Origin of the sequence: Pseudomonas sp. ACN5 (assembly GCF_002303975.1) — a bacterium.
GTDB classification, from domain to species: domain Bacteria; phylum Pseudomonadota; class Gammaproteobacteria; order Pseudomonadales; family Pseudomonadaceae; genus Aquipseudomonas; species Aquipseudomonas laurylsulfatiphila.
Genome location: NZ_MRCP01000004.1, coordinates 180,893 through 195,526, shown reverse-complemented (window position 1 = coordinate 195,526; position 14,634 = coordinate 180,893). Strand labels below are relative to the sequence as shown.

Here is a 14,634-nt window from a genome sequence, read left to right as displayed (position 1 = left end):
GCTTCTTCAAACATCTGCGGGATCGTATATATGGTTTCTGTAATGAGTCTGTCACTCACGCAGAAACAGGTCGCTCCCTGGCTCAAGGACTACCTGGATATGCAAAAGAAACAAGAAGGTCGCCCCCTAACCCGCCCCGGTCAACGAGGGCGGGCTCACTGGCTGTGCACTAGGCTTTGCAACAACCCGGCGAGGTACGAGGTGCGACCCCAGGGATTGTCCCTCCAGTGCCGCAACAAGCCCCCTGACTTGCCGAAGCCTTCAAGCGATCATCGACTTCATCGAAATCCGAGTTGCAAATGCCAGTCTCCGGGAGGACCAGCTCAACCCTTTTGGCTGCATCCCATTCGCCCGCCAATGCCGCGACAACAGACCGTACCTGCTCATACCCCGTCATCAACAAGAACGTGGGCGCTCGGCCATAGCTCTTCATTCCCACAATGAACAAACCTTCCTCAGGATGGGCCAGCTCTACCGCGCCATGGGGCCTGACCGTACCGCAGCTGTGCTCGTTGGGATCAATCATTGGAGCGAGCAACACTGCGCTTTGGGTAGCAGGATCAAGTGCGATACGCAGCTCGGCGAGCAAACTCAGGTCTGGGCGGAATCCAGTCGCCACAATGAGTTCGTCCACTGGAGGGAGTATCCGCTCTCCCGCTTTCACAACCAGCCCTTGGCCATTGCCTGCGACTTGATCGATGGCGACGTTTTTGAACAACTCGATCACGCCGTCATTCAGCAACTGGCGAATCCTCAGGCCGAGCTTTCCGCGCTCTTCCAATTGGTCATTCGCACCACCACCCAGAATGCGCTCAAGAGAATTACCTCGGATCGCCCAGAGCACTTTAGTTTGCGGCGCTTCCTGCGTCAGCCGCACCAGATCCTGGAGGGCGTTAAACGCGGAGTGACCACCACCCACCACCAGCACTCTTATGTTGGCATAGCGATTCCGCGCACGGCCCAGTACCTCCGGAATGCCGTACGCAATATGCGCCGCATGCTCGATCTCGCCCAAGGCAGGGATGCCATGGGCGCCCATCCAGTTTGGTGTCAGGTAGGTGCCCGAGGCATCAATGACAGCAGTGGCCAGCACATCCTGTTCACCCGTTGGCCCTGCGACACGCAGTAAAAAAGGAGCTGCCGATCTGCTCTGGCTCTTCATCACATCCTGACCGACACGAGTGGCTGCCAGAACACGGGTATTGAGCTGCAAGTGACGCTTGATCTGTTCGAGGTCTGCGAGAGGTCGAACAAACCGATCCAGCAGTTCACGCCCCGTTGGATACTCGTTCTCCGGTGGTGGAGTCCAACCATCGGCCAGCAGAAGTTTGACCGCCTCCTTGTCCACATTGAACTGCCACGGAGAGAACATCTTCACATGCGCCCATTCTTCAATGCTGGCCCCCGCTTTCGGACCAGCTTCCAGGATCAGCGGCGTGAGACCTCGGGCCAGCAGGTGAGCGGCTGCCGCCAGGCCCACTGGACCCGCTCCGATGATGGCGACAGGAAGCTGAGTGTTTTCCATGATCGACTCCTTGTTCAGGCCGGCTGATTGTTCGGGAACAGGCGTTCGACAATCGCGCAGTCGAGCCAGCGTCCTTCCAGGCAGGAATGTTTTTCATACACCCCTACCTGGCGGAAACCACAGGCTTCGCACAATGCGAGGCTGGCGTGATTGAAGGTAAAAATGCGTGACAGGACTTTCCAGAACCCGCGCGCTTCGGCTTCCGCCAGCAGTGACTGAAGTAACTGCTTGCCGAGCCCCTGGCCGCGCACACGGCGATCCAGGTAAATGGAAAAATCCGCAATGCCGTCGTAACAGGCACGAGCGCGATAACTACTGAGTCCAGCCCATCCAACCACCCGGTTCGTCTCATCGACCATGACCAACACTGGATAGCGCTCCATGGAGTTGATGCCATCAAGCATGTCTGCCGGGCTTCGAGGAGTCGTTTCAAACGTAGAGCTACGTTCCTCGATCCCCTGGTTGTAGATGGCAGCTATAGAAATAGTGTCGCTGGGTTCAGCTAAACGAACTCGCATTGTTGGCGCCCCATTACGTTGGTAGTAACAACATTATTGGCAAAAAAAGGGAAATTCTTCCCTTTCATTCCTTGCTCTTCACGGCTGGGCAGCATTCACTTACAAGTCCGCAGCGAATCTCCGTGGCCCGCGTAATCTGCCTGAGCAAACTCAGCGCTCCCTGCCTGGCTTCCGTCGAGAGGTTCTCGATCATCGCTCGCTCTTCAGCAATCAGATCAGCTCTGATTTTCGCGTATAGCTCACGTCCAGCATCCGTTGCCTGGATCCGTACTGCACGCCGATCTTCATCATCCTCAACGCGGGAAACATATCCTTTGCGTTCCAGGGTATCGATCACTCGACTCGCCGTGCTCTTGTCCAAGAACATTTCTTCCGCCAAGACCTGAAGACGCAGTGCACCCTTTTTTACCAGCGTCTCGACGGCATAGCACTGGGTTACCGATACGTCATAACAGCAGATCCGATCACGATCACGGAACTGATGGACGCGAACCAACTGATTCAACGCTTCGTATAGGTCCTCGGAATCCTGAATCAGCTGATCGTTTTTACGCTTCGTCATAACCGTCACAAATTAGTTGTTAGCTGCAACAATAATCCTGGTATCTCGGAATCGTCAATACCGATCTCTCGGTTGACGATGACCAAAGGAAGGCGATAGCTTGTTGTTACTGACAACAAAAAATGGACGAACCGGTTGTGACACTTCCAGAGCAGATTCATCCCCCGATCAATCGCTCCAAGCTCGTATGGGCCATGGGTTTCACCCAGATTCTTGCCTGGGGTTCGACCTACTACTTGCCCGCAGTACTTGCGTCTCCGATAGCCAAAGAGACGGGATGGTCCATTACCAGTGTGGTGGGCGGCCTGTCCTGGGGGCTGCTGGTAGCGGGAGCGTCCTCGCCGGCAGTTGGTCGTCAGATTGATCGCCGTGGTGGACGTTCTGTCCTGGCCGCCAGTTCACTGCTGCTGGTTCTCGGCATGCTATTGATGGGACTCGCGGAAAACGTTGCCACCTACTATGTCGCCTGGACCCTAATCGGCGTTGCCATGGCGGCAGGCTTATACGACGCTGCCTTCTCAACCCTGGGACGACTTTTCGGGGAGGAGGCTCGAACGTCAATCACCGGGCTGACATTGTTGGGTGGCTTCGCCAGCACCATAGGTTGGCCGGTGATAGCGGGACTGGAGAGTTGGATCGGCTGGAGAAACGCCTGCTTTACCATCGCCGCAGCTCATCTGCTAATCGGATTGCCCATTCATGCGCTGTTGATTCCTGGAAGCACAAAGCAACCGCCCCATCCCGTAACAGTAGAATCACCCAATGCGTCCGAGCTTCGCCCTAGGGCCACCAGCCAGCTGTTCTTGTTGATTGCCGCCATGCTGACGGTTCTGGCGTTGGTCGTATCAGGTATCTCAGTACACCTGCTCAATGTCCTCAAGCAATTGGGAATCGCGACTGCCGTGGCCTTGGCCATCGGCATGGTGATTGGTCCCTCGCAAGTCCTGGCACGGGTGGCTGAGTTTTCCATAGGCAGGAACCTCCATCCAACTTGGTCCGCACGAACCGGTGTGTTGCTTTGTTTGATCGGGCTTGGAGTGCTGATCTCAGGCCTGCCTTGGCTGGCCTTCGTAGCGATAGCACTTTACGGAGCCGGTAACGGCATCCTCACCATCGCTCGCGGTACTCTTCCATTGGCGCTGTTCGGGTCTCAAGGATATGGCGCACGAATGGGACTGCTCGCGAGGCCCGTCCTTGTAGCCCAAGCCTGCGGCCCCATCGCCGCCGCTTATGTTTTGGACAGCTTCGGAGCATCGGTACTGCTTAGCGTGATGTGTGGGTTATTGTTGCTGTGCTTCATTGCCACTTGGCGCCTGCCAAATACGCAAAAAGGCAAGTAAGTACGATGTTCCGGTAGACGCAGTGTTGATCAGAAAAAACTCGATGCCCGGCATCAAGCGAACACTGGGTGGGATACATCGTGAATGAAACGCATCAAGCTAGGGATGATGTGAGAAGCATCTGGCCCAACGCCTCTAAGGGTTGCCGAAGCAAAGTTGCGCTGCTTCGGTAATCCCACAAAATACAAACCCGGTACGTGCTCCGCCTGCCCATTGTGCTGAGCCAGGCTCCCATTGGCCCCCATGTGTAGACCTGCCAAAAAACCAAGATTTGGACGAAATCCGGTCGCAAAAACCAAACTGTCCACTTCGGAGTGCTGCCCATCGGCCCAGATCACACCCGTTGACGTTACCTGCGTGAACATTGGCTTACGCTCAAAAAGTCCCTGCTTCATGGCTCGACGATAGGTGCCGTCATCCAGTACGGGGGTACTTTGATCATTCAGCCAACGAGTCTTCTCCATCCCCGTCCACTTGAGCCAAGCATGAAAATCCACACCGAGGATCTTTTGCGGAAAAATTCGAATCGATTCCCTTGTCGCCAATACGACGCTGCTGACTTGAGCCAACTCATGGGCAATTTGTACAGCTGAGTTGGCCGCACCTATGACCACTACTCGTTGATCACTGAAGCCGTCGACATTTCGGTAATCAGCACTGTGTAAACGTTGCCCGCGAAAACTCTCCAGCCCCTGAATGTCAGGGATGAACGGCTGATTGAACCCGCCAGTGCAAACGATCAATGCTTTTGAGCAGAAACGCTGACCATCAGATGCCTGAAGCAAAAAGAGTCCATCCTCCCTAAGCACTTTCTGGACTTGTATGTTCTGCAGAATGGGTAGCTGGAAAGCGTCCGCGTACTGCTCCAAATAACGTACGACTTCATCGCGTAGCGGATAGTGCTTAGCTCCAGCTGGAAAGGGCATCCCAGGTAACGACGAGTAAGCAGCAGGAGAAAACAATCTCAGGTTGTCGTAGTAATTGCGCCAGTTTCCACCTGGCTGGCTCTCGGCATCCAAAATGAGAAACCTGAGATTCTGCTGCCGCAGATGCCAACCGCACGCGAGCCCAGCTTGGCCAGCACCAATAACGATGACATCCATGGGCTCATTAATTATGTTCATGTATGCGCACTCATGCATATATTGAAATGATAAAAAAACTACTCAGATACACCAGGGCAGCAAAACGGAGCCAGACTCTTCATGTGCTGAAGCATAGCTTCGAGCCGTGCCACCACAGCCGGCCCATCCACCTCGTAGAACATCTGCCTACTGACCTTGGTAGCGCAGACAATCCCCGCCTCCAACAGAACCTGCAAATGGCGGGACACCACCGAGCGTTCTTGAGGTAGCCCTTCGGCAATCTCGCTGATATCCGCACGCCCTAGTTGCAGGACTCGCTTGAGCACAGCTACCCGCGACGGCTCACAAAGAGCTTTGAAGAAGGCTCCATCGAGAGAGTCGATTGCGGCATCAATTGCGCGCATACGTGTAAGGTTTCCATTTGTCATGCCGATGACTATATGTGCGCATCTATGCACGCGTCAATTCACTGATAAATATGAATAACAGCTACCTGCCAACCGTTACCAGTATCGGTGAAAGCGGGACGGTCTATCTATAATGGGTCGGTTGCTGCCTGTCGCGACGGGCAGTAAACGGCCAAAAGCAATGGGATGGACTCCTCCTCACCTCGGCATCTTGAGTGCCAGACTGAAGGTGCGAACCACAGTCAACCGTGAGAAGGAGTCCACACATGAAGCTTATGCGCATTGGGTTCGAACTGGCCAAGAACGTGTTTCAGATCCACGGCGTGGATTGTCATGAACAACCCATCTGGCGGCAATGCCTACCGCGTGATCGCTGGCTGCAAACGGTGCTGGAGAAAATCGAACCCGGCTGTGAAATCGGTATGGAGAGTTGCGGTGGAGCCCATCATTGGGCGCGACAACTACAGGCACGCGGATTTCGGGTGAGACTGATCGCGCCGCAGTTCGTCAAACCATACGTCAAGAGCAACAAGAATGACACCAACGATGCCGAAGCAATCTGTGAGGCAATGAGCCGCCCCAGCATGCGCTTCGTCGCCGTCAAGACCATCGAACAGCAGGATATCCAGGCGACGCATCGCATCCGGGCCGGCTTAATCTAACAGCGGACGGCCAAAGCCAATCAGATTCGTGGGCTGATCGCCGAGTACGGCCTCGTTGCTCCGAAGGAGTTGCTGATGCTGCGTCGCGCCATACCGTGCTGGTTGGAAGAGGCGGATAACGGATGGCTTGTGGGGCGACCTTCGCACACTGGATGAACGCGTGGGCGAACTCGACAGCGAGATATCAGCAATCGCGGCAAGTGAACCAACGGCCGTTCGCTTGCAGCAGCTGCGCGGGGTCGGCCTGATGATAGCCACCGCACTCGTTGCTGCCATTGGTGATGCCCGACAGTTTGCCAATGGCCGGCAGTTGGCCGCCTCGTTAGGGCTGACGCCGAGGCAACACAGCTCCGGCGGCAAGGATCGACTGCTGGGCATCAGCAAACGTGGCGATGCTTATCTGCGAACGCTGATGATCCATGGTGCACGCTCGGCACTACACTCGGCCAAATTTAAAGATGACCGGCTCAGCCAGTGGGCTGTCCGTTTAGCTGAGCGCTCGCATCCTAATGTGGCGGCTATTGCGCTAGCCAACAAAACTGCGCGCATGGCTTGGGCGATGCTACGCACCGGCAATGATTACCAAGCGGATCGGGCAGCGGCCTGCCCCATATATCCAAGGAGAAGCACCTCTACACCACGATTGCGAAGCAACCCGAACAATGGCAAACCGGTCGAACCGGCGTCGGAAAAATCCTCTAATGACCAAGTGCGTAAAGCACGTAGAAGCAATTGGGAGCCGACGCGCGAATAGCCCATCATGACCCTGCATCGAATCGATGCTGAAATCAGAGGCCGAATATACGTGTGCAGTCGGCACGGGCGCCAAAGCGAAGGGGGCTTGCAACGAGGAGGAGTCCATATACGGTCATACGGAGGCTTCTAGGAAACTAGAGACGATTCAATGGGCAGTTTCAATAAGACTGAACTAGCCTTACCTAAAAACTTCGAGTGCTTGGAGCTCTTCTTCCTATCGCATCGCAGTGAACGGCACCGTAAGCCAATTCACACATGGCACTTTTGGGGGAAGAGGCAGTGCTCAGCATGAGTTTCCTGGCTTTATTCCTGATAGCGATCCACTGCCTGCCGGTAAGGAGATGTGATGCGCGCCACAGCGTTTTCAATCGGTGGACCTGCCCCTTGGTTCTATTGCCGAACTCAACAAAGAGAGCGCTTTTGTTTCGACACTATTGCCGGTCGGTATGTAGTGCTTTCTTTTTTTGGTTCTGCAGCTGATCCCGCATCAATTAAAGTTCTGGAAGGTGTTCGGGCCCATCGCCAGCGGTTCAATGACGATCACGTCTGCTTCTTAGGTGTTTCCGTAGATCCAGAGGATGAAAAGCTGAAGCGGGTAGAAAGCTCGATACCTGGCGTGCACTTCATCTGGGACTTCGATCGGTCAGTTAGTAAGCTCTACGGTACGTTGCAGCTAGACGGCAGCATCAGACAAATGACCTATGTGCTGGATCCTGCGCTACGTGTCTTGGCCATCGTCCCGATAGAGACACCGGTTGATAACCATATACCCTCGTTAATGCGCTATCTGGATAGATTACCCGCACTGGCTCCGCAACATATCGCCACTCCACACGCACCAGTCTTGGTGATTCCCCGTATATTTGAGCCCTCGCTGTGTAAAACACTGATAAGTTATTACGACGAACGTGGCGGAGAAGAGTCTGGATTTATGGTGGAGCAGTCGGGTAAAACTGTCCAAATCACCGACCATAGCCACAAACGACGTCGTGACTGCTTTATTGAAGACAAGGCTCTATCCAAAGCATGTTCGTTGCGTATAGCTAACCGCCTGGTTCCAGAGCTACACAAAGCGTTCCAGTTCTACGCCACTCGAATGGAGCGATATCTGGTGGCCTGCTACAACAGCGAGGAAGGCGGGCATTTCCGACCCCATAGGGATAACACCACAAAGGGCACAGCGCATCGCCGTTTCGCCGTTTCCTTGTTTCTTAATTCGGGAGAGTACGAAGGCGGTTTTCTACATTTTCCAGAGTTTGGAAAAGTGCTTTACAGCGCGCCAACAGGAGGTGCTGTGGTGTTTTCGTGTTCACTTTTACACGAAGCCACTCCTGTAACCCAAGGTCGTCGATATATGTTTCTCCCGTTTCTATACGATGATGCTGCTCGCGCCATTCGAGAAGAAAATCGCCCATTTCTTGACAGCTGACTCGTGCTTAACACAATTCAGCTGTCATTACGGATGGTCTTGAATGCCAGTTCGATGTCAGTGCAGTACTGCAACCCTATGATTGGTCAGGTCGAATGCAAATGGGTGGGCAAGTCTGTGCAATTACCCAACCCAGACGTGCTTCCACGTTAAATTATGAATTTTCTCATAATTGCGCATAAAGCTAGAAATTTAGAATTTTTTGCTGATTACGACGCGTGAATGGTAAAAAAACCAAAATGTCTTGTTTATAAACCATCCTGGCATCCGTCCTCCGAATGCATTGGGTTTGGCCCGCAAGCTTCGTAACCATGATCGGTAGAGAACTGCCCACAGTCAAAAGCAGACAGTCATTATATGAAACCAACCAGTGGTGAGCCTTCAAGTGTTCCAGTTTCTGCTAGCTACCAGCGGCGCGCTCGCGCTGCTTAAGTACCTGGTGATCGCCGTCTCTCTGCTGTTCATGCGCCGTAAGCTTGTGGCCATTGGAAAAGCGTCTAGAGGTGCGCATGTGGCTATTCCCTTGGCTGACGCTGCTGATCATCGCGTTCATCATCGGCATATTCGCAGTGATGGCGATCTTTCCGATCCAAAGGGTCGAGCTCCTTAGCACGTTTGATCTGACGGCCTTTCTGGTAGCCGTCGGGGCTTTTCTGCAGAAGAGCGAAAGGCCAGTCCGCACTCTCGGCCCGACGCAGCGCCATGCAAGTGGGGCACACGCTCTACGGGCCAGAAAACGTGGAAGAAATGATTACCTGGTTCCACGTTCAGGGCGGCTATACCAACGTCGCCCCACAGAACATGGGCGTCCTGCGATACGTAGGGTGACATGGGAGATGGAGTAGCTTAGCTGCTGACGACTCACCTAGGCATTAGCGCAAACAATTTGCGCCGAGGCCCATACATTCATACCATCACATAGGGTGCCCTGCTGTATATAGCGCAGGGCAGGTTAATCTTACGCGTTGGTCGGGCCGCCATCGGAGAACCTCAGTGCCCGAAAATAATCCCTCTTCTCCGTCTATCCCCCGCCCTCAAGTGCTCACCGAAAAAGCACTTGCTGCTCTTGAACGTTTTTCGCACATTGAAGCCGTCAGCGGGATTGCTCTTCTAATAGCAGCTATTGCGGCCTTAGCTTGGGCAAACAGTTCTTTTGCTGGGAGCTACGAACACCTTTGGCATACCAAAATCTTCATTAGTTTTGGTGATGCCACCGTATCCCAGTCCCTTCATTTTTTTGTGAATGATGGGTTGATGACGATATTTTTTTTAGTCGTCGGTGCGGAGATACGTCATGAAATCCATGATGGGGCCTTGGCGAGTCTTAAAATGGCTTTGCTCCCAATGGGGGCAGCACTGGGCGGAGTGTTGGTTCCGGCGTTGATATACATCGCGATCAACCATGGTACAGAAGCCAGTGACGGCTGGGCTGTGCCAACTGCAACAGATATCGCATTTGCTGTAGGTGTACTTGCATTGCTAGGTAAGTCAATACCAGGAGGCGTAAGGGTATTACTGCTAGCATTAGCGATCATTGATGACATCGTGGCTATTCTGATAATTGCGGTATTCTATACTTCTAACTTGGACTACATGGGGATAGCAATCGCCTCGGGCGGTATGCTGATGATTCTGATGTTCCAGCGGATGGGGGTTGGCAAGATGGCTCCCTATGTATTACCGGGCGCGATCATCTGGTACGGATTGCTTAAAACGGGTGTGCATCCGACATTGGCTGGCGTGCTGCTCGGGCTCTTAAGTCCAGTGCGCTCAATGCCAATGACAGAACGACCGTTAGATATTATTCAGAGAAATTTTCATGAATTATTAGACAGATTTTCCTCAAATGACACTCCAGATCAGTCAGTTACTAAGCCTTTGAAGGAAATACTTCAAGCTCAGAGGGAGATGCTTTCCCCGGTGCAGCGTATTCAAGCGACACTTCACCCATGGGTCGCATTCGGTATTATGCCGCTTTTCGCCTTAGCTAACGCTGGTGTGAGCTTCACAGGCGCCGACCTCGCAAACGCACTATCCCAGCAGGTATTTATAGCGGTGATGTTGGCGTTGGTTGTAGGCAAGCCATTAGGCGTGATTTTTGCCTCCTATCTACTCGTCAAATTCAAATGGTGCGAGTTCCCTACCGGAGTAAGCTGGTTTGGGATAGTCCTCGTTGGCCTACTCGCGGGAATTGGCTTTACCATGTCAATCTTCATTGCGTCGCTAGCATTTGACGATGCGGCCCTGCTAGCCGCCTCAAAGTTGAGCGTGTTATGCGCTTCCAGTGTTGCTGCAGTATTAGGCCTGAGTTGGGTTTGGATACGGCGATTACCCAAGCGCGAGCAGCCAGAGGAAAACAGCGAATGAACTCAGGTACAAAAAGCATTATAGGTGTAACTCTATTGATTCCTTGTTATACCCTTTGCCTTAGCCTTTTATTTTGCTGACAGCAGAGTAAGGGGCGAGGCATTGTTACACCTGCCACTCCCCTACAAACTCTACAATCGGCATTACAACATACCGTCTCTGACGCCGTCGCTTGAGGCAATGGTGTCCACCTCAAATTACGTGGACACCATTTTTTACAACTTTAAATCGGACGCCCATGCCACCAGAACGCCGTTCCTATCCGAGTCGTTCAAGGCCCAGGTCATTGCCGAGTGCGCCCAGCCTGACACTGCCATCCCCAAGGTCGCCTTAACCCACAACCTCACGCTGATCCCGTTCATAAGTGACTCTGGGTACATGCGCAGAAAACTCTGACATTCAAACGCTTTCATCCAAGCAAGGGCAGCACCGACGACGACGGCGCAGCAAGCTCCACCTGCCCCGAATTGAACCAAAGTACCGCATTCAAAAGGTGAGGTTGCTGTGAGTTGGTCGGCAGACAATGCAGCGGCTTAAGCTGCTTTCCTGAGAGACTTGCTGCAATGATTCACATCGACTTCATCTGGCTCGCCACCGAGCCCTGGACATGATTCTCGTTTTGCAAACCGCCGCGCCTCCGTATGGAGACATGGGCGCATGATGGCGTGGGAATCTGGCTTGCCGCTAGGCGTCTGCAGCAAAGGCTGGCCCGGTGTGGAGCATGGCTCCGAAGTCGAGTTGGATGTCGAGCAACTTCCATTAAAAATCGGTCAACAAGAAACTGGCCTATGTAATCGCGTAACGGAGATAAAAAGCCCAGTTTTTTATCTCTTTGGATTAACTCTTACCAATCCCAAAAAAGACACCCTGCCAATCAGGGCATGATATTTTTTGAATCAAATTCGCTGTCGACAGAACGGTAATACGGGCTAATCTGAAACCGTTACTCAGGAGGCCCCTGAGTGAGTCATATTTGGGTCTATACGACCATGCAATCCTCGGTTCATACGTTATGGGCGGGGTCGCGTCGGGCACTCGTAAGGGTGGCTGGACTAGTGCTAGCACTCCAACCTTCGCGGCTTTGCCTACCCTCCATTCGTATACAAGCAATGGTGGCTCTCCAGTTACCCTTGGTGTTGGTGCTGATGCGGTTTTGACCCAGGCTGCCGGAAATCGTTGAACTACCTGAATACTCGGTAATTGATGGTCTTATGCGTGTCTTCACAGACCACCTAAGGGATAACTAAAGTCGGCAGTTTGGGTCAAAACCGCATCAGCACCAACAGGTCTGCGGCGTAAGGTACGACTGTTCGGCGGCGCGCGCCATTCCACCCGCCTTGGCCACGGAGCAGAACTAATGCAATTGCCGGTAGTTGAGCACCTGCATCAACACTTCGTAAAAAGCGAACAATTCGCAACGAATAAACGATTTTTATTGATGCAACATGCCCGCTAGCATGACTTCTTCCAGCCCATTGCTGCGCCATGCGGAGACAGTCATGCAGATGGCCATCCAATGCCGCGGTTTCGAGCTAACCGACGGTTTGCACGATTACCTCAGCAAGCGCCTAGCCTACAGCTTAACTCACGGCGCCGCCCGCATTGGGGCGGGTGATCGTGCGGCGCTACATGAGTATCGGCCAACCTTGGATAGTTAAATGATCGCCATTAGCGTCGGCCAATCTTGGATGTGGGCTGCCTTCATCGGGTTCGTCCTCGCCATGCTGGCACTGGATCTTTTCGTCTTCGGCGGGCGCAAGGCGCATCGTGTTTCGGTACACGAAGCGCTGGCTTGGGTCATCGCCTGGACCAGCTTGGCGTTGGTCTTCTCCGTCCTGCTCTGGTGGTATCTGCGTAGCATGTTCGGCGCCGAAGTGGCCCAGCGTACAACGCTCGAATTCCTGACGGGCTACCTGATCGAGCAGTCGCTGTCGATCGACAACATGTTCGTTTTCGTGATGATCTTCGGCTATTTCGCCGTGCCGCCAGAGTTGCAGCGCCGCGTTCTGCTCTATGGCGTGCTCGGCGCCATCATCATGCGCGCCGGTATGATTTTCGCCGGTGTCTGGCTGGTGCAGGAGTTTGCCTGGCTGCTCTATGTCTTTGGCGCTTTCCTCGTCATCACCGGCATCAAGATGCTGATCTTCGCCAACCAGCAGCCAGACCTCGAAAAGAACCCTTTGCTGCACTGGCTGCGTAGCCATCTTCGCATCACCGACGGTTTTCACGGCGAGCGCTTCTTCGTGCGCCAGAACGGCCTGCGCTGGGCGACGCCGATGTTCCTGGTGCTGGTACTGATCGAGGCCAGCGACCTGGTGTTCGCGGTCGACAGCATCCCGGCTATCTTCGCCGTCACCACCGACCCCTTCATCGTGTTCACCTCCAACATCTTCGCCATCATGGGCATGCGCGCTCTGTATTTTCTGCTTGCCGACATGGCCTACCGCTTCCACTTACTCAAATATGGTCTGGCCATCGTACTGGTGTTCATCGGCGGCAAGATGCTGGTCGCGCCGTGGTGGCACATGCCGATCCAATGGTCGCTGACCACAGTCGGCGGCATCATCTTGATTTCAGTACTGTTGAGCCTGACTTTGACGAAGAGCAAAACACGGGTTACGGGAGAACAATGATGAATTTGAGACAAGAACGGGCGATGCCGGCACCGACGCTGTTACCGCCAATTCATTTTTGACCCAGGTGCCGACGCTACTCTGACCCAACCTAGCAGTCTGAAGGCGAAACTCAACAACGAGTTCGGAGCTCGAAACTAGGTCAATGAAATTCCGGAATGTGGGTGAAAAATTCGTCGGCGGCAACAATCTGACCATCTCCCAGCAAGACTATTCATCTTCTTGGTTATTACCCTCCAAACGACAATTTACTGCCTAGACTTGCTCCTGTCCCGACTTAAAAATGTGCTCAATGCATCGAGCCATATGAATAACAAAAACAAGAGGAGTCCCCCCAAATGTTCAAGTCAATATGCAAAACACTCGCCTTTACCCTTGTCCTCGGATCCCTGAGCACCGCGATGGCCGCCGACCCAATAATTATCAAGTTCTCGCACGTGGTCGCTGAACAGACACCCAAAGGCCAAGGTGCCCTGCTGTTCAAGAAACTGGCAGAGGAACGCTTGCCTGGCAAGGTCAAGGTCGAGGTCTATCCCAACTCCTCGCTATTTGGTGATGGCAAGGAGATGGAAGCGCTGTTGCTGGGAGATGTGCAGATGATTGCGCCGTCCCTGGCCAAGTTCGAACAGTACACAAAGACCCTCCAGCTATTCGATCTGCCCTTCCTATTCAATGACATTGCCGCCGTCAACCGCTTCCAGTTGAGCCCGCAGGGTCAGGGACTGCTCAAGTCCATGGAAAGTAAAAACATCACCGGCCTGGCCTACTGGCACAACGGGATGAAGCAACTATCGGCCAACAAGCCACTGCGTGTCCCCGCCGATGCCCGTGGCCTGAAGTTCCGGGTGCAGGCGTCTGCCGTGCTTGAAGAACAGTTCAAGGCGGTGCGCGCCAATCCACGCAAAATGAGTTTTGCCGAGGTTTATCAGGGGCTACAGACCGGTGTGGTCAACGGTGCGGAGAACCCCTACTCGAACATCTACAGCCAGAAAATGCATGAGGTGCAGAAGTACATCACCGAATCCAACCACGGTGTACTGGATTACATGCTGATCACCAACACCAAATTCTGGAACGGCTTGCCACCGGACGTTCGCAGCGAACTGGACAAGATTGTTGTTGAGGTCACTGCTCAGGTGAACAAGGAAGCGGAACTACTCAATGAGGGTGACAAGCAGCGCATAATCGCGGCCAAAACTACTGAAATCATCACCCTGACACCGGAAGAACGCGAGCAATGGCGAGAAGCGATGAAACCGGTATGGAAGAAGTTTGAAGGCGATATTGGCCCTGAGCTGATCTCCGCAGCCGAAACCGCCAACAAGGCTCAATGATCGCAAGGCAGGTGCT

General features: G+C 53.6%; 11 protein-coding genes and 1 pseudogene. 7 read left to right on the top strand and 5 right to left on the bottom strand.

Features of this window, described 5'->3' with window-relative positions:
• Positions 1-169: 169 nt before the first annotated feature.
• The 3 genes from BSF40_RS09535 to BSF40_RS09525 all read right to left on the bottom strand — a co-directional run bounded on the left by BSF40_RS09535 (position 170) and on the right by BSF40_RS09525 (position 2,605).
• Positions 170-1,525, bottom strand: a complete 1,356-nt coding sequence (locus BSF40_RS09535; RefSeq protein WP_095964931.1) for an FAD-dependent oxidoreductase — start codon at positions 1,523-1,525, stop codon at positions 170-172.
• A 14-nt stretch (positions 1,526-1,539) separates the two neighbouring features.
• Positions 1,540-2,043, bottom strand: a complete 504-nt coding sequence (locus BSF40_RS09530) for an arsinothricin resistance N-acetyltransferase ArsN1 family A (protein WP_095964930.1) — start codon at positions 2,041-2,043, stop codon at positions 1,540-1,542.
• A gap of 64 nt (positions 2,044-2,107) precedes the next feature.
• Positions 2,108-2,605, bottom strand: a complete 498-nt coding sequence (locus tag BSF40_RS09525; protein WP_095964929.1) for a MarR family winged helix-turn-helix transcriptional regulator — start codon at positions 2,603-2,605, stop codon at positions 2,108-2,110.
• A gap of 122 nt (positions 2,606-2,727) precedes the next feature.
• On the opposite strand from BSF40_RS09525, the gene BSF40_RS09520 reads away from it, so the two are divergent.
• Complete coding sequence (locus BSF40_RS09520) at positions 2,728-3,945, top strand: MFS transporter (protein ID WP_256589447.1); 1,218 nt, start codon at positions 2,728-2,730, stop codon at positions 3,943-3,945.
• Positions 3,946-3,998: 53 nt separating this feature from the next.
• Here the strand turns inward: BSF40_RS09520 and BSF40_RS09515 are convergent, their stop codons facing one another.
• Both BSF40_RS09515 and BSF40_RS09510 read right to left on the bottom strand, forming a co-directional pair.
• On the bottom strand, positions 3,999-5,069 hold the full coding sequence (locus BSF40_RS09515) for an NAD(P)/FAD-dependent oxidoreductase (protein WP_095964928.1): 1,071 nt from the start codon (positions 5,067-5,069) through the stop codon (positions 3,999-4,001).
• Positions 5,070-5,107: 38 nt separating this feature from the next.
• Positions 5,108-5,434 (bottom strand): ArsR/SmtB family transcription factor, encoded by a 327-nt coding sequence (locus BSF40_RS09510; protein ID WP_371918073.1) that lies wholly within the window; start codon positions 5,432-5,434, stop codon positions 5,108-5,110.
• Positions 5,435-5,703: 269 nt separating this feature from the next.
• Between BSF40_RS09510 and BSF40_RS09505 the strand changes: the two are divergent.
• From BSF40_RS09505 to dctP, 6 genes and pseudogenes are all read left to right on the top strand, one after another.
• Positions 5,704-6,688 (top strand): annotated as a pseudogene (locus BSF40_RS09505) (IS110 family transposase); the annotation flags it as partial.
• A gap of 513 nt (positions 6,689-7,201) precedes the next feature.
• Positions 7,202-8,284, top strand: coding sequence for a 2OG-Fe(II) oxygenase (locus BSF40_RS09500; RefSeq protein WP_095964926.1), 1,083 nt, complete (start codon positions 7,202-7,204; stop codon positions 8,282-8,284).
• Between the two features lie 993 nt (positions 8,285-9,277).
• Positions 9,278-10,651 (top strand): Na+/H+ antiporter NhaA, encoded by a 1,374-nt coding sequence (gene nhaA, locus BSF40_RS09485; protein ID WP_095964924.1) that lies wholly within the window; start codon positions 9,278-9,280, stop codon positions 10,649-10,651.
• A 657-nt stretch (positions 10,652-11,308) separates the two neighbouring features.
• Positions 11,309-11,536, top strand: a complete 228-nt coding sequence (locus tag BSF40_RS31740) for a hypothetical protein (RefSeq protein ID WP_141249722.1) — start codon at positions 11,309-11,311, stop codon at positions 11,534-11,536.
• Positions 11,537-12,309: 773 nt separating this feature from the next.
• Complete coding sequence (locus BSF40_RS09475; RefSeq protein WP_095964922.1) at positions 12,310-13,284, top strand: TerC family protein; 975 nt, start codon at positions 12,310-12,312, stop codon at positions 13,282-13,284.
• 401 nt (positions 13,285-13,685) lie between these two features.
• Positions 13,686-14,618 carry a C4-dicarboxylate TRAP substrate-binding protein DctP gene (dctP, locus tag BSF40_RS09470; RefSeq protein WP_256589458.1) on the top strand — a complete coding sequence of 311 codons (933 nt, stop codon included), beginning with the start codon at positions 13,686-13,688 and terminating at the stop codon, positions 14,616-14,618.
• Positions 14,619-14,634: the final 16 nt, after the last annotated feature.

Coding starts and splice junctions, on each gene's coding strand:
- BSF40_RS09520 (WP_256589447.1), top strand. CDS start 2,728: ATGGACGAACCGGTTGTGACACTTCCAGAGCAGATTCATCCCCCGATC.
- BSF40_RS09515 (WP_095964928.1), bottom strand. CDS start 5,069: ATGAACATAATTAATGAGCCCATGGATGTCATCGTTATTGGTGCTGGC.
- BSF40_RS09535 (WP_095964931.1), bottom strand. CDS start 1,525: ATGGAAAACACTCAGCTTCCTGTCGCCATCATCGGAGCGGGTCCAGTG.
- BSF40_RS09510 (WP_371918073.1), bottom strand. CDS start 5,434: ATGCGCGCAATTGATGCCGCAATCGACTCTCTCGATGGAGCCTTCTTC.
- BSF40_RS31740 (WP_141249722.1), top strand. CDS start 11,309: ATGATGGCGTGGGAATCTGGCTTGCCGCTAGGCGTCTGCAGCAAAGGC.
- BSF40_RS09530 (WP_095964930.1), bottom strand. CDS start 2,043: ATGCGAGTTCGTTTAGCTGAACCCAGCGACACTATTTCTATAGCTGCC.
- BSF40_RS09525 (WP_095964929.1), bottom strand. CDS start 2,605: ATGACGAAGCGTAAAAACGATCAGCTGATTCAGGATTCCGAGGACCTA.
- BSF40_RS09475 (WP_095964922.1), top strand. CDS start 12,310: ATGATCGCCATTAGCGTCGGCCAATCTTGGATGTGGGCTGCCTTCATC.
- BSF40_RS09500 (WP_095964926.1), top strand. CDS start 7,202: ATGCGCGCCACAGCGTTTTCAATCGGTGGACCTGCCCCTTGGTTCTAT.
- dctP (WP_256589458.1), top strand. CDS start 13,686: ATGGCCGCCGACCCAATAATTATCAAGTTCTCGCACGTGGTCGCTGAA.